This window comes from Streptomyces sp. NPDC028928, assembly GCF_055564915.1.
Genome location: NZ_JBVHVI010000018.1, coordinates 55935 through 74210, shown reverse-complemented (window position 1 = coordinate 74210; position 18276 = coordinate 55935). Strand labels below are relative to the sequence as shown.

General features: G+C 67.8%; 15 protein-coding genes. 3 read left to right on the top strand and 12 right to left on the bottom strand.

The features are described 5' to 3' along the window. From ACZ4U1_RS34570 to hemL, 5 genes are all read right to left on the bottom strand, one after another. Positions 1–774 (bottom strand): cytochrome c biogenesis CcdA family protein, encoded by a 774-nt coding sequence (locus ACZ4U1_RS34570; protein WP_467908121.1) that lies wholly within the window; start codon positions 772–774, stop codon positions 1–3. A gap of 1 nt (position 775) precedes the next feature. Continuing rightward, a complete protein-coding gene (locus ACZ4U1_RS34565; RefSeq protein WP_467908120.1) occupies positions 776–1366 on the bottom strand; it encodes a TlpA family protein disulfide reductase in 591 nt (196 codons plus the stop codon). Between the two features lie 98 nt (positions 1367–1464). After that, positions 1465–2757 carry a polysaccharide deacetylase family protein gene (locus ACZ4U1_RS34560; RefSeq protein WP_467908119.1) on the bottom strand — a complete coding sequence of 431 codons (1293 nt, stop codon included), beginning with the start codon at positions 2755–2757 and terminating at the stop codon, positions 1465–1467. 155 nt (positions 2758–2912) lie between these two features. Next, on the bottom strand, positions 2913–3656 hold the full coding sequence (locus ACZ4U1_RS34555; protein WP_467908118.1) for a histidine phosphatase family protein: 744 nt from the start codon (positions 3654–3656) through the stop codon (positions 2913–2915). After that, entirely contained in the window at positions 3653–4972 is a 1320-nt protein-coding gene (gene hemL / locus ACZ4U1_RS34550) for a glutamate-1-semialdehyde 2,1-aminomutase (protein WP_467908117.1), read from the bottom strand. The genes ACZ4U1_RS34555 and hemL overlap by 4 nt, the downstream gene beginning before the upstream one ends. A gap of 614 nt (positions 4973–5586) precedes the next feature. Between hemL and ACZ4U1_RS34545 the strand changes: the two genes are divergently transcribed. Continuing rightward, on the top strand, positions 5587–6024 hold the full coding sequence (locus ACZ4U1_RS34545; protein ID WP_010353923.1) for a hypothetical protein: 438 nt from the start codon (positions 5587–5589) through the stop codon (positions 6022–6024). Positions 6025–6259: 235 nt separating this feature from the next. Here the strand turns inward: ACZ4U1_RS34545 and ACZ4U1_RS34540 are convergent, their stop codons facing one another. The 4 genes from ACZ4U1_RS34540 to ACZ4U1_RS34525 all read right to left on the bottom strand — a co-directional run bounded on the left by ACZ4U1_RS34540 (position 6260) and on the right by ACZ4U1_RS34525 (position 9295). Further along, positions 6260–6835, bottom strand: a complete 576-nt coding sequence (locus ACZ4U1_RS34540; protein ID WP_467908116.1) for a hypothetical protein — start codon at positions 6833–6835, stop codon at positions 6260–6262. A gap of 29 nt (positions 6836–6864) precedes the next feature. Then, the gene (locus tag ACZ4U1_RS34535; RefSeq protein WP_467908115.1) at positions 6865–7557 is read right to left on the bottom strand and encodes a class I SAM-dependent methyltransferase; all 693 of its coding nucleotides are present in this window, start codon (positions 7555–7557) and stop codon (positions 6865–6867) included. Next, on the bottom strand, positions 7558–8469 hold the full coding sequence (locus ACZ4U1_RS34530) for a phosphotransferase family protein (protein WP_467908114.1): 912 nt from the start codon (positions 8467–8469) through the stop codon (positions 7558–7560). 76 nt (positions 8470–8545) lie between these two features. Beyond that, complete coding sequence (locus tag ACZ4U1_RS34525) at positions 8546–9295, bottom strand: hypothetical protein (RefSeq protein WP_467908113.1); 750 nt, start codon at positions 9293–9295, stop codon at positions 8546–8548. A 224-nt stretch (positions 9296–9519) separates the two neighbouring features. On the opposite strand from ACZ4U1_RS34525, the gene ACZ4U1_RS34520 reads away from it, so the two are divergent. Further along, positions 9520–10875 (top strand): helix-turn-helix domain-containing protein, encoded by a 1356-nt coding sequence (locus tag ACZ4U1_RS34520; protein WP_467908112.1) that lies wholly within the window; start codon positions 9520–9522, stop codon positions 10873–10875. A 1-nt stretch (position 10876) separates the two neighbouring features. Further along, a complete protein-coding gene (locus tag ACZ4U1_RS34515) occupies positions 10877–11410 on the top strand; it encodes an NUDIX domain-containing protein (protein ID WP_467908111.1) in 534 nt (177 codons plus the stop codon). A 73-nt stretch (positions 11411–11483) separates the two neighbouring features. On the opposite strand, the gene ACZ4U1_RS34510 is transcribed toward ACZ4U1_RS34515, so the two are convergent. The 3 genes from ACZ4U1_RS34510 to ACZ4U1_RS34500 form a co-directional block, all read right to left on the bottom strand. After that, positions 11484–12488: a hypothetical protein gene (locus ACZ4U1_RS34510; RefSeq protein ID WP_467908110.1), complete on the bottom strand. Its 1005-nt coding sequence runs from the start codon at positions 12486–12488 to the stop codon at positions 11484–11486. Position 12489: 1 nt separating this feature from the next. Next, positions 12490–17022, bottom strand: a complete 4533-nt coding sequence (locus ACZ4U1_RS34505) for an AAA domain-containing protein (protein ID WP_467908109.1) — start codon at positions 17020–17022, stop codon at positions 12490–12492. A gap of 175 nt (positions 17023–17197) precedes the next feature. Then, positions 17198–18016 carry a nuclease-related domain-containing protein gene (locus ACZ4U1_RS34500; RefSeq protein ID WP_467908108.1) on the bottom strand — a complete coding sequence of 273 codons (819 nt, stop codon included), beginning with the start codon at positions 18014–18016 and terminating at the stop codon, positions 17198–17200. Positions 18017–18276 lie beyond the last annotated feature (260 nt).

The following is an 18276-nucleotide window of genomic DNA, read 5'->3' as shown; positions in this document are numbered from 1 at the left end:
TCAGATCCCCACGGTGAAGCCATTGGACCAGCCCTGCATCTCCTGCACGAGGTGGTCCCAGGCCCCGGTCAGCAGCAGCGCACCGGTCACGATCATCATCGTGCCGCCGATGCGCATCACCCAGACATAGTGGCGCTTGACCCAGCCGAAGGCGCCGAGCGCCTTGCGGAAGGCCACGGCCGTGACCACGAACGGAACACCGAGGCCCAGGCAGTACGCGATGGTCAGTATCGCGCCCCGGCCGGCGCTCGCCTCGTGTGAGGAGAGGGCGACGACAGAGGCGAGCGTGGGGCCGATGCAGGGCGTCCAGCCGATTCCGAACAGGGCGCCCAGGACGGGCGCACCGACCAGGCCGGTGGCGGGGCGCCGGTGGAAACGGAACTCGCGCTGGGTCAGCCAGGGCATCAGGCCCATGAAGAAGACGCCCAGCAGGATCATGAGCACGCCGAGCACCTTGGACAGGGTGCCCTTGTATTCCTGCAGGGTCGAGCCGAAGAAGCCGAACAGGGCCCCGCCGGAGACGAAGACGACGGTGAAGCCGAGGACGAACAGGGCGGCACCCGCGGCCATCCGTCCCCGCCGGGCCTCGGCCAGGTCGGTGCCGGCGACCCCGGTGACGTATGAGAGGTAACCGGGGACCAGGGGAAGGACGCAGGGGGAGAAGAAGGAGACGAGGCCGCCGAGGAGGGCGATCGGCAGGGCGACCAGCAGGGCTCCGTTGAGCACGGTCTGGTTCTTGCCCGTCTCCGCCGCGAGCGTCAGGAGTGCGCTCACGTCACTTCTCCGCGAGCACCGGCTTGATCATCTTCAGCAGGGTGGTGTCGTCGAGCGCCTCCAGGGCGCGTGCGGCGACCTTCCCGTGCCGGTCGATGACCAGGGTGGAGGGGATGAGCTGCGGGTTGAGCGTGCCCTTCTTGAAGCGGAGCATCAGCTTGCCCGTGGGGTCGTACAGGCTCGGGTACTCGACCCCGTGCTCCTTCTCGAAGGCGACCGCGGGGGTGGTGCTGTTGTCGCGGGTGTTGATGCCGACGAACTGGACGCCCTTGTCCTGGTACTCCTTGGAGACCTTGGCGAAGTACTCCGCCTCGCTCCGGCACGGCCCGCACCAGGAGCCCCAGACGTTGATGACGACGACCTTGCCCTTGTAGTCGGCGACGTCCACGGTCTTGCCGTCGATGGTCTTGCCGGACAGGTCCGGGGCCGTGGCGCGCTTGCCGGCCGGAACCGTGTCGATGCCGTTGTTGCCGGTGACGAAGTTGGTGTCGCCACCGCCACCGGAGATACCGCCCTTACCGCACGCGGAAAGGGTCAGGGCCGCGACGGCGGCCACAGCGCTGAGCAGGACGGCGCGGCTACGGGTACTCATGTGAAAAGTTTCGCATGCCTGTTCCGGGGATTTCGCGCGCCCCCCTGCCGGGCGGAAAACCGCATTTCAGGGCGTATTTACACGGGACATTCAGGACATCAGGCCGCGTTGGACGCGGCACCCTTGGCCTCCCGCAGGAACTCCTTCCAGCCCCCCGCCGGCCGCTGCCCGACCCCGAGCGTGCGCAGCTTGGCGAGCACCTCGGGCTTCTGGACGTCCATCCAGTCCACGAACTGCCGGAAGGAGACCAGCCGCACGTCGGCGCCCTTCTCCTTCTCGCGCGCGATGTGCTTGAAGGCCTCCTCGACGGAGTCCATGTAGATGCCGCCGTTCCACTGCTCGAAGTGGTTGCCGATGAAGAACGGTGCCCGATTTGTCTCATATGCCCGCTGGAATCCCTGGATGTACGCCTGCGCGGACTGCTTGCGCCAGCCCGGGTAGTTGTAGGAGGGCGCCTTGGTCGAGTTCAGGGACTGGTTGGCGAGCATGTTGTAGTCCATGGACAGGACCTCGAAGGAACGTCCGGGGAAAGGTATCTGCTGCAACGGCAGGTCCCAGATCCCCAGCTTCTTCTCCGGCCACACCTGACGGCCGCCCGGCGAGGAGGCGTCGTAGCGCCAGCCCAGCTTCCGGGCGGTGGGCAGCAGGTTGTTCTGGCCGAGCAGACAGGGCGTACGGCCGCCGACCAGCTCCTTGTCGTAGTCGAACGGCAGCGACGGCAGGTCGGTCCAGCCCGTGTTGGTCCGCCACTCCTTCACGAACGACTTGGCCTGCTCGATCTCGCTCGCCCACTGCTGCGGGGTCCAGTTGGCGACCGTGCCGGAGCCGGCGCAGAAGTGCCCGTTGAAGTGGGTGCCGATCTCGTGCCCCTCCAGCCAGGCCCGGCGCACGTTCTTCAGCGTGGCCTTGATGTGGTCGTCCGTGAGGTAGCCGATGTCGGAGGCGCCGCGCGGGTTGTTCGGCGGCTCGTACATCCGCTTCTTCGACTCGGGCAGCAGGTACAGCCCCGAGAGGAAGAAGGTCATGCTCGCGCCGTGCTCCTTGGCCAGGTCCAGGAAGCGCGGGAAGAGGCCGTTGCCGACCTCGCCGGCGCCGTCCCAGGAGAAGATCACGAACTGCGGCGGGGTCTGCCCCGGCTCCAGCGGCTCGGGCTTGGCCGGCTGGTGCGGCTGCCCGCCCGTGAAGGAGGTCGAGCCGTCGCCGATGGGCCGCGCCGGACGCGCACCGTTCCCGCCACCGTGGCCGGGCCGGCCCTGGCCGGAACCGTTCGGGCGCCCGCCGCCGTCCGAGGACGTGAGACTCCCGCAGCCGGCGAGCGAGGCGGCGGCCGCCGCGGCCGCGCCGAGGCCGAGTGCTCCCCGCCGGGAGAGGGTCCGGGAGAAGGTGCGCATGGAAAACCCCGATTCGTCGCGCCTGCTGGTGGTCACCCAGCAAGAGGGCGCGAAGATCGGGGAGGTTCCAGTAATTCTTATGTTTTTCGCAAGGTTTCCGGCAAGCCACCCTAAGTCACGCTAAACGGACGGTCAGTACACCGGAGTCGGAGCGCTCAGGCCCCGAACGCCTTCCCCTGCGCGGTGCCCTTGCCCTTCTGCGGCTTGGCGCCGGCCCGCAGATGGACCGGGACCAGGTCGATGGCGGGCTCGCTGTACCCGACCGACACGATCCTGTCCCCCTGGTAGGTGAAGGTGGTCAGGGAGGCGAGCGTGCACTGCCGCTTGCGCGGGTCGTGCCACAGCCGCCGCCGCTCGACGTACGAGCGCACGATCCAGATCGGCAGCTGATGGCTCACCAGCACCGCCTCGTGCCCCCGCGCCTGGTCCTTGGCCGCGTTCAACGCGCCCATCATCCGCACGACCTGGTCCACGTACGGCTCGCCCCAGGACGGCCGGAACGGGTTGACGAGGTGCTTCCAGTTGCCCGGCCGCTGCAGCGCGCCGTCGCCGACCCCGAAGGTCTTGCCCTGGAAGACGTTCTCGGCCTCGATCAGCCGCTCGTCGGTGTCCAGATCCAGCCCGTGCGCCTTGGCGATCGGGGTGGCGGTCTCCTGCGCCCGCTCCAGCGGCGAGGCGCACACATAGGTGACGTCCCGCGAGGCGAGGTGCTCGGCGACCCGCTCGGCCATCTGCCGGCCCAGCTCGGACAGGTGGTAGCCGGGCAGCCGCCCGTACAGGATCCCGTCCGGGTTGGCGACCTCACCGTGCCGCATGAGATGAACGACGGTGATGTCGCCGTTGCCCTTCTCGGTGATCTCGTTCTTGGCGTTGTCGTTCTTGCTCGGGGGGGTGCTCATTCCGCCGTGGCCTCCGCAGCCGCCCGGGCCGCCGCCGGAAGGGCGTCGGCGATCTTCTGGATGGCCCGGTCGTCATGGGCCGTGGACACGAACCAGGACTCGAAGGACGACGGCGGCAGATACACGCCGTTCGCCAGCAGCGAGTGGAAGAACGCGGTGAAGCGGTACGACTCCTGCCGCTTGGCGTCCTCGTAGGTGCGCACCTGCCGGTCCGTGAAGAACACGGAGAACATGTTGGAGGCGGTCTGCAGCCGGTGCGCGACACCCTCCTTGCTGAGCGCCTCCGTCACCAGGCCCTGGATCTGCGCGGAGACGGCGTCGACCTTGTCGTACGCGGCGTCGTCGAGCAGCCGCAGCTGGGCGAGACCGGCGGCGGTGGCGACCGGGTTACCGGAGAGGGTGCCGGCCTGGTAGACAGGCCCGGCGGGCGCGAGGTGCGCCATGACGTCGGCACGGCCACCGAACGCGGCGGCCGGGAACCCGCCGCCCATGACCTTCCCGAACGTCATCAGGTCCGGCTTGACCCCGTCGACGCCGTACCACCCGGCGCGGCTGGTACGGAAGCCGGTCATGACCTCGTCGGAGATGAAGAGGGCGCCGTTCTTCCGGCAGGCGTCCTTGAGCCCCTGGTTGAACCCGGGGTCCGGCGGCACGACGCCCATGTTGCCCGGCGACGCCTCCGTGATCACACAGGCGATCTCACCGGGGTGCCGGTGGAAGGCCTCCTGCACGGCCTCCAGGTCGTTGTACGGCAGCACGATCGTGTCACCGGCCTGGGCCCCGGTGACACCGGGGGTGTCGGGCAACGCGAACGTGGCGACACCGGACCCGGCCGCGGCGAGCAGCGAGTCCACATGCCCGTGGTAGCAGCCGGCGAACTTGATCACCTTGGACCGCTGGGTGAACCCGCGGGCGAGCCGGATGGCGGACATGGTCGCCTCGGTGCCGCTGCTGACGAGCCGTACCTGCTCGACGGGCTCGACCCGGGCGACGATCTCCTCGGCCAGCGCGACCTCACCCTCGCCGGGCGTGCCGAAGGACGTACCGCGGGCCACGGCCTCCTGTACGGCGGCGATGACCTCGGGGTGCGAGTGCCCGAGGATCATGGGTCCCCACGAGCACACGAGGTCGACGTACTCACGCCCGTCGGCGTCGGTGAGGTAGGCCCCCTTGCCCGACACCATGAACCGGGGGGTGCCGCCGACGGCGCGGAAGGCGCGCACCGGGGAGTTCACCCCGCCCGGGGTGACGACGGAGGCGCGGTCGAAGAGCGCCTGTGAGGCGGGCGCGTCGTAGGGATAGGGCGTTTCGCTCATGGCACTCATGACGTGCGGCTTCTCCGGCTTCTCCGACTCTGGTTGCGGGGTGACCTCCTCAGGGTAGGCCGCGGCCCGGGCGGACCGCGGTCGGCCTCGGGATCGGAGCGGTGAATCGGCAGCGCGTGGCGTCATCCCTCATCTGCGAGACTGAGACCTGATACACACAGCTCATACGCACGTAATGATCAGGGGCCGGGAGTTTCCCCGCGTGGACTGTTGTTCCACCGCACGTTTCGGCGGGCGGCCGTGGGGGAGGTCACTGACACGATGATCGGGTTGCGCGGCGGGGGCCACGCGTCCTAGAAAAGCAGTCGGGTGGAGATATGCATCGCGGTGGCGGACTGGGCGAGGGGACTGATGACCTGGGTCCTCGACGTGCCCGGCGGGGAAGGCACCGGCGCGACGCGGAGGAAACGACCGAGACACGGCAGAGCGACGCACGTCAGACACAGGGTGTACCGAGTGAGCCCGAGCGGTACGACCGGCAGATCGACCGGGAGCTCGACAGCGAGCCCGACCAGCGCCGCGAGCGCAGGCTGGACCGGCCGACCGACCGCCGGCTCGACCACCGGGCCGACCGCCTCCGGGCGGGGAGCAGGAATGGTGGTCGGGTGGGGGTGACGTACAAATACTTCGGCGCGCCGGACGGCGCGACCGCGGCCCGCGTCCCCATCTCGATGCGCCCCGAGGAACTCGGCGGCGACGAGCTGGGCATGAACGGCATGTTCACCAAGATCAAGCCGGAGACGATGGCCGCCATGGTCCTCACCGGCATCGAGGGCGTGCCGCTCCACAAGGTCCCCCCGCTGGAACTGGTCGTCCTCCACCCCGACTACGCCGTCGTCAAGCTCCCCATGACCGTCGTCGACCCCCTCCGCGACATCGGCGAGGAAGCGGTGGGCGCGGCGGCGTTCATCTGGTCGACGGTCCCGGACCGGGGCGGGCCGCGGGACGCGTTCAACGTGTACCAGTTGCTGCACGAATGGCAGGACTTCTCGCACCGGCTGCATGAGGCGGGGCATCAGCCTTATTGCTTGGTTTGGCCCTGAGCTGGGGTTTCTCGGGTAGTGGGCGGGGTTTTCGGACCCCGCCCTCGTCATGTGCCGGAAGGGGCCTTCAGGCGGCCAGGGCACATTGAGGGCACATTGGTTTCGCCGGGGGCACTGATGTGCCCTGGGCTCCTCGTGCCGACTCCTCCGACACCGGTGATTCCGGCGCTGGCCCACGACACATCCCTCATGGCGATACCAGCCTGAAGCGGAGATCCGCTGCAGCGGCCTCTGCCTATGCAGCTTCAGATTCACGCAGAGGCGAGGACTCGCTTCCCCGGAGCGTGGACACCTCCATAGCCCATGCCGAGACCTCCGCAAAGTGCTCCGGTTGGACACCCTCTCGGGGATTGGGCTGGATGAGGAGAGTCGGCAACCCGCGGGCGCCACGCTCCACTGACCATTCGTGGTCGAGGCTGGTGAAGTCGTCGTCGATCCACACAGCGGGCGCGTCGCCCAGCCAGGCGTCGACGTAGTCACGCTTCCACAGGTAGCCGTTGGGGTGGCTGGTGGTGATGTCGGGGCGTGGCAAGGCGACGTGCGGTAGTGGCGGAAGGCCGAGAAGGGGGCCGATCAGGGTCGTCGCGTCTTGGCGCCAGCTGGTGCACCAGACCGGTGTGACCAGGCCGGTACCGATCACCTCCATGAGGGCAAGGCCGTGGTCGGGGTTGAGCCAGATGGTGACCGGGTCGTCGGCGCTTCGACCGGTGGGGACCACGTCGTAGCGCGAGTGGGTAGCCGGGGTCGACCCGCCCGCGTCGGGGAAGGGTATGAGGACGCCGTCGATGTCGATGAGCAGGTAGGGGCGCATCGGTTCCTCCGCGGAAGCCGGGGCAGGTGTCAGAGCTTGCGTGCGGTGATCAGCAGGGTGGCGGGCCAGCGGCCCTGTCGGGGGTCGTGGAAGTCCTGGGCCGAGGCCAGCCACAGGCCCGCGCGGTCGAGGTGCTTCTCCCAGCGGGCGGCGTCGAAGTCCCAGCGAGCGACGGGAAGGCGGGTGCGGTCTGGCAGCGTGACGTAGTCGCGGCAGGGTCGGTTGCCGGCAGCGGGGGCCCGGCCGCCGCGCTGTGGGTGAGGGACGGAGAAGGCCAGGCAGCAGCCGGGCTTGAGGCGGTTGGCGATGGCGGGGAGCAGGAGTTCGGGAGCGACGAGGCCGATGGCGCCGAAGACGGAGTAGACCGCGTCGAACTGCTCGTCACCGGCCTGCAGGTAGTGCAGGGCATGGCCGGCGACGAAGGTGAGGTTGTTCAGCCGTCCGTAATGTGAACGGGCCCTGCGGACTTGCAGGCCGACTAGGTCGACGCCGGTGACGTGGGCCGCGTGCCGGGTGGCGAGGCATGCTGCGTTGTGGCCGGGTCCGCAGCCAAGTTCGACCACACGCTTGCGGCTCAGGTCAGGGCCGAGGATCTCGGCACCGGGTCCGATGCCTGGCCGTGTAGTCCACTCCATCCGGGCGGGTGGGGCGAGTGGTTCGGCCGGGCCGGCAGCCGTGCGCTGCAGGGCGTGGGCGTACCAGGGGGAGGCTTGCGCGAGCACCTACACCTCCAGGAGCTGGAGGACGTCGGAGACGTGTCTGCGGACGACCTTGATGTAGGTGGGATCGGTGGCGGGGTCGTTGATCCAGCGGATGGACTGCTCCATGAACCACTCGACGGCCCACATGCGGTGCCAGCCCAGCGCCCACTTCTCCGCGGGCAGGCCGCCCCGCTCGGCGAGTACGTCCGGGGTGCCGCCTTCGGTGACGTAGGACTCCAGGAAGACGCGGAGGCGCACGGGGTCGGGGTCGTCGAGGGTGCCGTGCCAGCTGGCGAGGTCGAGCAGTCCGGGCCCGGTGAAGGCGCGAGCGAAGTCGAGCAGGCGCCAGCCGCGTCGGCCGATGTGGAGGCTGGTGGGGTGGAACTCGGAGTGCACCCAGCCGAACGGGGCCAGGGCGGTTCCCTGCGCGCGGGCGTCGGCGACCTGGGCGATCTGGTTGAGGGCCTGCTCGATGTCGCCGGTGTCCTGCCACCGGTCGGCCTTGCGGAGCTGGTCGAGGTGGTCCAGGGCGTGGCTGGGCAGGGCCCGTAGCCCTTCCTCGTGCATTACGGGCAGCGCGCCGGCCGTGCGCGTGCGGTGGAGAACCACGGCCGCGGCGGCACCGTCGAGGTCATCCGCTTCTCGGATGGGGGTGCCGAGGTCCTCAAGGAGCATGCCGAGCCAGCCCTCGATCCGGACCGAGTGGTAGACCTTCGGGACGGGGGTGCCGAGGGTGTCGGCCAGCCGTAGGGCCTGGTCCTCGCTGTCGAAGGGCCTCTTGGCGTACTTGAAGATCCGCGTGCTGCCGTCGGGGAAGGTCACGCGTTCGACGCCGGACATCGACCACACCCTCACCTCCTCGCGCTTGGCGGCGGTCTGGTTCGCGACGATGCACAGGTTGGCGAGGAGATCGGTGGTGAGGTTGTCGTTCACGGGGTCTCCTTTGCGTTTTGGTGGCGTCCAGGGCGGGCGAGCGTGCCTGCCCGCCCCGGAGCCGTACTGCTGGGTGTTACGCGGCGGGGGTCACGCGGTGGGCGTAGACCTGCTCGATCCAGCCGGCCTTGAAGGCGGCCAGGTCATCGCGGAAGCTGGCCATCGAGGCACCGTAGGGCGCGACGACGCCGCCGGACTGGTCCGGCACGGACTGGCAGCCGTGCACCAGACGTCCGCCGAGGGCGGCGTGGGCCTTGATGGACTCGATGCGGCGGTGCTCGTTGAACCAGCCGCCGTGGTAGACCTCGTCGAGCATCCCGCCCATCTCGTCGTTCAGGTCGAAGACGACCGAGGTGGCGGCGGGGAAGAACCAGCACGGGCCGACGTTGGAGATGTGCCCGTCGAGCTCGACCTTGTTGAGTGCCATGAGCGTGGCCGCCTCGCGCAGCATCCGCAGGTGGTCGGCGGTGATCTGCGGCAGGCCGAGCCCGTCGAGGTGGTCGTCGCGGAACAGGTAGGCGTACACCTCGTAGGCGGTGGACAGCACCCGGGCGGCGTCCGAGGTGGACTCGCCATGGGCCTTGATGAAGTCCAGTGCGAGCTGCTCCACCGCGCTCTCGGTGGTCTCCTGCACGTCCAGGAGCTGGGACTTGACCAGCTCCCAGTCGGCGACGAGCCAGGTGTTGGACTCGAAGCGGAAGAAGTACTCGGCCGGGTCGATCGTGATGCGCCGGCCGTCGACCTGAATGCCCGGCAGGCGGCTCCAGCGCTCGTCGAATGCCTCGGGCAGCTCGACCGTGATGGCCGTGGTGTCGATGGTGGTCACCGTGTCTCCGTCTCTGATCGGCCGGGTTCGGGCACGGGCATGCCTGAACTCGGGGAGGGCGTACGGAACTTCGGGGAGCCGCCCGGCCGAAGGGGGCCGGGTAACGGTGTCGGACCGGGGCCGGGCGGCTGATATTCAGTGAACACGCCGTCACGCACAGTGGGTACGGTGTGGGCGAGGCCAAGCGGTATACGCGGTTTACAGCCCCCAGGACGGAGGAGGTCATGGCGGCACCCAACAAACCCCATGTCCGTTTACGCGAAGCCATCCACGCGATCGGCTGCACGTATGACGCGCTGGCCAAGGAGGTGCGCCGGATCGCCGCGGAGAACGGCGAGATCATCCACACCAACAAGTCGGCGATCTCCCACTGGGTCAACGGCACCCGTCAGCCCACCGGACGGACCGGCCGTTACCTGGCGGAGGCCCTCTCCCGCCGGGCCGGCCGCCCCGTCACCCTCACCGAGATCGGCCTGCGCGACCCCGAGGTCGCCGTCCCTGCCGACCCTGATCCTGTGGTCACGGTCACCGACCTGGGCCGTGCCGACATGGAACGGCGCCGCTTCCTCGCCGTTGCCGCCTTCACGACCGCAGGCGTGGCCATGCCCTTGGCCTACGACCACGAGGCCGCGTCCCGGATGCTCCGCGCTCGCACCGGCAGGGCCCTGGTAGGAGCGGAGGATGTCGACGTGGTCCGCCAGATCACCGCCGTGTTCAGCGCGGCCGACGAACGCCTGGGTGGTGGCCACGGGTTGACCACCGTCACCGCCTACCTCGCCGACACCGCCGCTCCGATGCTGCGTGCCCGTTTCGCCTCAGAAGCCTTGCGCCGTGCCGCCTTCGGCGCCGTCGCCGAGCTGGCCTACCTCGCGGGCTGGAAACACCACGACCTCGGCCAGGAGGGCGCAGCCCAGCGCTACTACCAGGTCGGCTACCAGCTCGCCTGCGAAGCCGATCCGCACGGTCACGCCGCCTGGATGATGCGCGCCCTCGCACACCAGGCCCTCAGCCTCAAACAGCCCCACCACTGCGTCGACCTGGTAGAAGGTGCCCTCAGCCGTGGAATCGGCCGCGTAGACGGTCAGACCGAGGCCCTGCTCCACATCACCCACGCTCGCGCCTTCGCCGCAGTCAATGAGAAACCCGCAGCGGCCCGCGCCCTGCTGGCAGCCGAAGACGCTCTGCTCCGCGACGACGGCCCCCAGCCCAGCTTCTCCCTCGTCAGCGGACCGGCCGCCGGCACCGTCGCCAGCCACACGGCTCGCACCCTCACCGACCTCGCCGATCACGTCGGAACGGAGCAACAGCACCGTGACGCGCTCATCCGCTGGGACCCCGTGAAGTACAAGCGCGTCCACGCCCTCACCTACGCCGACCTCGGCGACAGCCTCGCCGCCCAGGCCCGCGCCGATGAGGCAGTCGCCGCCTGGAGCGAGGCCCTCACGCTGATGGACGGAATGACCTCCGACCGCACTCGCAAGGCCATCACCTCCATCCGATCAACCCTGGCGGTCTACCAGCGGCGCAAAGTACCCGGCGCCGCCGAACTGGCCCGGCGCGCGCGGGAGGCGCTCGCCTAACATGCCCACCAACCCGGCCGACGAAGGGACCCCCGTGGCTCAGCCGACAACCGATGACCAGCCCAAGGCGCTCAAGCCCGCTCTGGAATCCATGACTCTGCTGGTCGCCGCCGTCATCGTCCACGACGAGGCCACCAACCGCGTGGTCCTCCTCCAGCGCAGCGACCAGGCCAAATTCGCCAAGGGCATGTGGGACCTCCCCGTCGGCAAGAGCGAGCCCGGCGAGCCGATCACCGCGACGGCAGTCCGCGAGCTGTACGAGGAGACCGGTCTGACCGTCAAGCCGGAAGCGCTGAAGGTCGCCCACATCATCCACGGCGCCTGGGGCGTGGAAGCTCCCAACGGCTTCCTCACGGTCGTCTTCGTCGCCCACGAGTGGTCCGGCGAGCCGGAGAATCGCGAACCTCGCAAGCACGCCCAGGTCCGCTGGGTCGACACCGACGCCATCCCCGAGGAGTTCGTGGAGACCACCGCCAGCGCCCTTCATCGCTATCTGGCCGACGGGCCTCAGGTGTCGCTGGACGGTTGGAACTAACTGAGCGCTGGGGAATTCGAAGCGGACGCGCCAAGCTACGACGCGGGTCTCGCGCGCGCGGCATTAGGAAGTGTTACTCCGCGCCTATCCTCCCACGTTGGATGGGCAGCCGCGGTTCAAGTGCCTGCCGTTGTTCCCCACCCGAACGGCGACGAGCGACAGAGGCCGGCGTTGGGCGTTGTGCGGAGGCATGAGGATTGCGACCACGACCTCGTTCTGCCGGCGCACGCGGAGTGGGCGGAACAGGAGGCGCTGCCGCCGTCGCCGCGAGATCGTTCAACGTGGCATTCACTACCGGCCAGCACATGTCGAGCGTGTCGCGGTTCGGGCTGTGTCCGGTCCGTTTCTCCGCCAGGGGATGGACGAGATTCCTGTAGTGCCGGATAAGCTCCGAGGCGAGTTTGGCATCGTGCTCGATCCATTTATTCTCGTACGCGAAGTCGACGAAGTCATTCAGCCCCATGTTTCGCAACGGCTTCGGCATGCGTACGCCTGCGGCGCGAACCTGCGCGGCATGTGCGAGCACCCCCTCCAGGAGACTGCCCAGCATGATGACCGCCGACGTATAGGCTCCGTGCTCGTAGCAGGTGCGTGCCTCGTCCAGCCGCAGTTGCACAGTAGCGGCGAGGTCCGGGTCGCTTACCACATCCGTCACGGAAACCTTCAGCTCCACACGCGGCAACTGCTGCCGTACTTCGTCCCCGAAACCGACTTCGCAGCGGGTAAGGACCGGCTGGCCTCCTTCCTCGCCGATCCGGCGTCCGTCGAGCACAAGTATCTCGTTGAGCCGCTTCAACGTGGCGTGGTACTCCTGCTGTTGGTTGTAGTACTCAAGGCGATTCGCCAGGCGAAGGACGGCTCGCTTGGCGTCGTCCGTACCGTCCTCCTGTCGCTCCCTGAGGAGATCCAAGGTCCACTTGTGCCTCGGTGTGCCGTCGTACTCGGGAACGCCGTCCCAGCCCGCACGCTGGAAGAAGGCGGCTATCTCGTACCCCTTCCGGTAAAGCAGCGGCGTCTCGTCCCCGCAAATCAGGTGGGCAATCTCCGTCAGCGTGCTGTCGTCGAAGATCTCGTTCACATCAAGCTCCTTCGAGAGAGACGGACGCATCCTCATCGAGCATGGCGTCGAGTTCATCGGTGGTGAGGTCGGCATCGTCCATCTCGATTGGGACCCAAGTGCTTCCCGAGTCGCCCTGGGCATCCTCGGTGACTCCGGGCCGGATCCCCAAAGCGTCAAGGCGCTTCCACAACGGAGTCAGCGAATCCTCCGGAGACAAGGCGAACTCACTGCTGCGTATGCGCCAGAACTGCCAGCCAGCCCGGCGCAGTTCCCGCTCCCGCTCGTAGTCGTCACGGATCTGGTCAGGGGTGGAGTGATACGGGCTGCCGTCGCACTCCACGGCGAGGCGGGCCGTCTCTCCAACGACGACGAGGTCGATGCGTTTGCCGCTGACTTTCCACTGGGGGACGACGTGGTAGCCGCGTTCCTTGATCCTGCGGAAGACGCGCTGCTCGAAGAGCGACTCGAACGGCTCGCACTGCTCGTCGGGGGAAACGGCGGAAAGGCTGGGAGATGTGCCCTGAAGTTCCGGCGGCGCCTGCATATAGGTGAGCAGGGAGTGACGCAGGTCCCTGCTGCGCAGCTGGTCCGGTGTGACGGAGGTGAACAGCCACATCTGGTCGCGGGCCCGGCTGGCGGCCACGTTAAAACGCCTTCCGTCACCCTGGCCGGTCAGGGCCCGGGTGTTGTCGGCGTCGACAACCAATGAGAGCAGGATGACATCTCTTTCGTCCCCCTGGAACTGTTCGGCCGTGCCGACACGTATGTTGTGTCGCTCCTGGATCGAGGAATCGATCCGCGTGTCGATGAGATTCTCCAAGAGCCTTGTCTGGTGTCCGGAACGGAGCACAATGACTCCGAAACTCCTTTTCGCGTACGCTTCGTCCTCCGCGAGTTCCTGCAACTTGGCGACGATGCGCTCGGCCTCGGGCCTGTTGACCAGGGTCTCTCGCCGTCCCTCACAGTGACCTTCATGCACATGAACGACTTCGAGGGGCCGCAGCCGGTCCGCTCCGTACTGCCGCAACGGCACCAGTTCGTTGTCGGGGTAGAACTGGGCGGAGGACCACTTGATGATCTCCGGCATGCACCGGAAGTGCTCGGTCAGCCGGATCGTCTCGCTGAAGCGCGCGGACAGCAGGTCGTAGAGGTTGGACTTAGGGCTGAGTCCGTCCCGCTGCCAGTCGGTGAGATGGGGCAGGAGTGAGTCGAGGAGTTCGTTGAGCCGTTCGTGCTTGCCGCCTGTGTAGAACGGGACACACTGCTTGTCGTCACCCACGACGATGATCCTCGGAGCGAGCCACAGCAGCATCAGACCGTCCAGACCGACCTGGCTCGCCTCGTCCACGATGACGACGTCGAAGGCGTCCGGCTCGGGATCGATCATTTCGGCCACCTGCTTGATCGGCATGACCCATGCCGGGACCGCGGCACGCGCGTCACGCATCGCGGAACGTGCCGCCTTCAGGTGCCGCTTGCCGAGTGCCGTCATTCCCTTGCCTGCGTTCGCCGTGGCCGACGCGTAGGCACTCAGCGCCTGTTTCTGTCCAGCCGTCATCCGGTCCAGGCAGTGGTACAGCGCTCGGTCGGCCGCCAGCTGGGTCACCGTTTTCCGCAACTGCGTCTCAACCGCTTCCAATTCACCTTCCAGCTTGGCTTCTCTGCCAGGTTTCAGCATCGTGTCCTGGAAGGTGCGTGCTTGCCGCCATGCCCAGGCACCATCCAGGTTTACAAGGCGGGTCTCCCACACCGCCTCGGTCGGGGACTCGGCGAAGCGCCGGGCCAGCTCGGGGTGGTCCTCGGACAGTCGGTCCAGGAGTTTGCGAGCCTCCCGGCGGTCGGCCTCACGGTGGAACGCCTCCGTCAGCGAGTCGATCGCGGACGAGTACGCCCGTACATCACGGGCGGTGACAGCACGGTGCACCTCTGCCAGCTCGGCCACTCCGCGGGCATCGGGTCGCGGCAGCTGCTCGGAGATGGACCGCAGCCTCTCCTCCGCCTCACGGGCACGAAGCAGCCGTTCCGCACCGTTCGCCGACGTACGGACATCGTCCCACTGTTGTGCCGTCCGCACCGTGGCCTTGATCCGGGCCTTGAGTAGGACTTCGTGCAGCGTACGTACGGATTGGGTGAACCCGTCTACCGCGCGGAGCGTTGGCACCCGGTCCAGCAGCTCCGACAGAGCCACCTGCGTGGAGCCCTCGGCCTCGGGCGCGTCGACGCTCTTCCAGCGCTCGTTCAGCTGCCGAACGCACTGGCGTGCCGCCAGATGAGCCACCAACGCGGAGATCTCGTCTGGTGTGCTGGGCAGCCGCCCATCCACCCGGCAGTCATGCAGAAGGACTTGGGCCTCCTTCTGGACCGGCCTCGGGGCGAATTTGCGCAGCTTGCCACCTGCACGCAAGTACTGTTCGAGGTCCTTCCCGGCGGCGATGAGACGTGATTCCTCGGCAAGCGCCAAGTCGGGTACGTCGAGCACAGCGAAGGGCATGTGCTGAAGCACGCTTTGCACGCCCTCGGCACGGGCGGACGCCTGTCGCACTCCCTCCCACAGCTGCTGCCGCCGGCCGGCCATTCCGTCTTGCAAGGCGCGCGTGGTCCACTCCTCTGGCGGCCAGGCGGCAGGGTCACCCGGCAGTCCCTCGCTCTGCAGCGCGTGTTCCGCCGCGTCCAGCAGACCGACCAGTTTTGCGATCAACTCGTCCCCACGGTCTGCGAGTTCGAGGGCAAGTGTGTCGGACGTCGACGCAGCACAGGCACGTACAGCGGCGTCCAGGGCGTTGACCGCTTCTTCGAACAGCACGGGTGGGACGAAGTCCGCGGGGTCCGGGCAGCGGGCGGCATGCTCGTCCAGTACTCCGGCCCCGTGCCGGGACACCAGGCCCAGCAGGCGCTGGGCCTCATCCTGGCTCAGCGAAGGTTCGCGCGGTGCCGAGGCGGGCAGAGCGGGCATCCAGTCGTACTTCGATGCACCGGCAGCGACAGCCTCCACGATCTCCGCAAGCCGCCCCTTGTATCCGGGTGCCACGTCGAGGTGTTCGTACCACTCCGCCTCACGTATGGCGCGCAGTTCGTCACGGAGCCGCGCGCGGGTGTCCGACAGTTCCGAGCGCAGCGCCTCATGGCTCTTGATCCTTACGTCGAGACGCTCGGTCGACTGGGTGGCACTGAGCTGGGAGAGCGCGCGCACGGACTGTTCCAGGTCGTTGCTGCCGTCCTGGCGCCGGTCGCCCTGGAGGACGCACAGGTTGCGCAGCTCGGGCGGCAGTTGTTGCCGCAGGACCTTCAGAGCCTGGCCCTTCTCACTCGTCACGAGTACCCGCTTGCCGTCCGCCAGCAAGGCGCACACGAGGTTGGCGATGGTGTGCGTCTTTCCCGTGCCCGGCGGTCCTTGAACGACGACGCCGGTATCGGTCTGTAGGCGCCTCAGTACCTCCCGCTGGGCTTCGTTCGACAGCAGTGGAAACAGCGGGTCGGAGCCAAGTGCGGGCGGCACGTCACGGCTCCCTGCCGCCGTACCCCACACCCTGCGGTCCTCCGCTTCCAGCTGGTACAGCAACTGAGCCAGGCCCAGCGGAGCGATGGCACCGGGCTGGGCGAGGCGGTTCGCGATGCCGTCGTAGAAATTCACGAGGGCACCCTGGCCCCGCTGGCGGAGAATGATCGCCGGCGCGAACCCGAGCGTGGGCACCGGCAGCGCCGGGTCAGCGGGCGGGCGGCCCCAGCCACGGTGGAACGCCACCGCGCGATCGGTACCGAACGCCCTCTCCGACCAGTCGCCGAGCACGTCCTGGCAGTCACGGGACAGCGGTTGGAACCCTTCCGTATCGACACGGTCCCGCAGCGGGCTCAGCAGCCGGGTGCTGTAGCCCGCGTCCGCGTCGAGGAACTCGCTGTCCTCCATCCGCGCCGGGTCGCCGGGGGCGAGGGCGACGGTGATGGACATGTTCGTGGGACTCACGGTGAGTATCAGCGGCGCCGTCAGAATGTGCCGGGCGATGCGCGCCGACGGACGTGTGGCTCCGACGGTCAGCAATCCGGCGCCCAGTACCGCCTCGTATTCCTCGCCGTCCTGCTGAATCCTGGTCGCCATTCGGTACAGCTGCTGATGGAGCTCCCTGTAAGGGCGGTCGACGCGCTCTTTCTCCGACCACTTGCGCCACGCGTCGAGCCATCGCGTGTAAGCGCGCAGCACGTCGGGCGCTTCCTCGCGACGGATCTCGGAAACTTTGAACAGGTCTCCGTTCTCGTCCTCCTGCCAACCCTGCCCCGGTCCCGACTCGGCCAGCGGAGGCGCTTCGGGCGACGCGGTGGCGGCTGCTTCGGGATCGACCCATCCCACCAGCACCTCGGGCAGGACAGGAGCTGGGCGAGGCGGGCGGTGTGCCACCTTGAGCAGCGTCCGGTCGCGATCCGGGTTCCGCCGGAGTCTGTCGTCCGGAAGGTCGGAAAGCCAGAGGACCTCCGGGTATTTCTGCCACTCCCGCACCGGCTTGTACGACCCTCGAACGAATTCGCGCATGTATTCGATGAGTTGGCGTGTGCGGTGCACCGCCTCCGGATCGTTCGCACGGAGTGCAGAGTGAAGAGACACCTATCCCCCAGATCATGGCTCGACGGAAAGCCTTCCAGAATGCGGGAGAAAAGCGCCGCCATCAACAGGGACCGGCGAGTAATGACGTGAACAAGCCAGGTTCCGCGGAAGTTGACTGAAACCCGGCCAACCGTTAGGAGCGAACCCATGTGCGGCGATCACGTGCCGCCGTGTACACCAACTCGACCTTGTTCGGTCCCCAGCCAGTCTTGAGGCGCTTGAACGCCGCGATGTCGCGCTCCTGAAGGACACGTACGTCCCGGAGTGACGGCACGATCCGTAGCTCTGCCACCGCAACGAAGGCGAGCACCGGCTGCACCTCGACGGGGAAGCCACATGCATGCGTCAGTGCGACCGACGCCCGACGCGCCTCTGCTCGGCTTTTCCGCACGTAGGGGTACGACTGGCCGCCTATTCGAACCGAGTCGTCGCCCACCCACACACGTGCCCCGCGATGGCACTTCGTGTTGACACAAAAGACTCCGCCCGGCCCGATCAGGACGTGGTCGATGTCGACATCGCCTGCCAGGGGTATGGAATGCAATACTCGCCAGCCGCGCGGCACCAGCCTCTCCAGCTCCACTCCCACACGACGCTCGCCGGCCAGTCCGGTACGCCAGCTGTCCACCTCCAGGCGCCTACCGGACAACCTGGCCAACGCCCACCGCCAGAAGCCGGGCGCCAGTTCGTCCACCTTCGTCTGCAGCGCGTGCCCTGGGCGGTTCCCCGCAAGGTCGTCTTTAGAACGCAGTGCCTTTTGCGCTACAGGCAAAGATGAAGCTGCAAGGTAGGGAGCGAGGGCGTCGAGCACCGCGTCCCGCTGCTCCTCGGCCAGAAGCTCCAGATACCCCGTGCGGCGGTCGAACCATGCGACCTTCTTGCCATCCGACTGATTCACGTAGAGACGGTCATGGCCGTAACGCTTCCATACGGAGACCTGTAAGCCGCTCACGCGCCCTCCGTTTCGCATCCCATCAAAGGCCAATGACCATGGGACCAGGATCGGAAACAGCGAGCAAGACGGCCTCATGTATGCGCCGAGCTGGCGGGCGCTTCCCAGGTTCTGCATCCAGGGCAGGGCACATCCAGGGCACATGAGCCCGGGAAACGGCGCTGACCCATGGGAACTACCGGGACGAGTTTCCGCAGGTCAACGCACACTTCACCGAGAAACCCCAGGTCAGTGCCCCACCGCCTCCAATCGCTGCACGA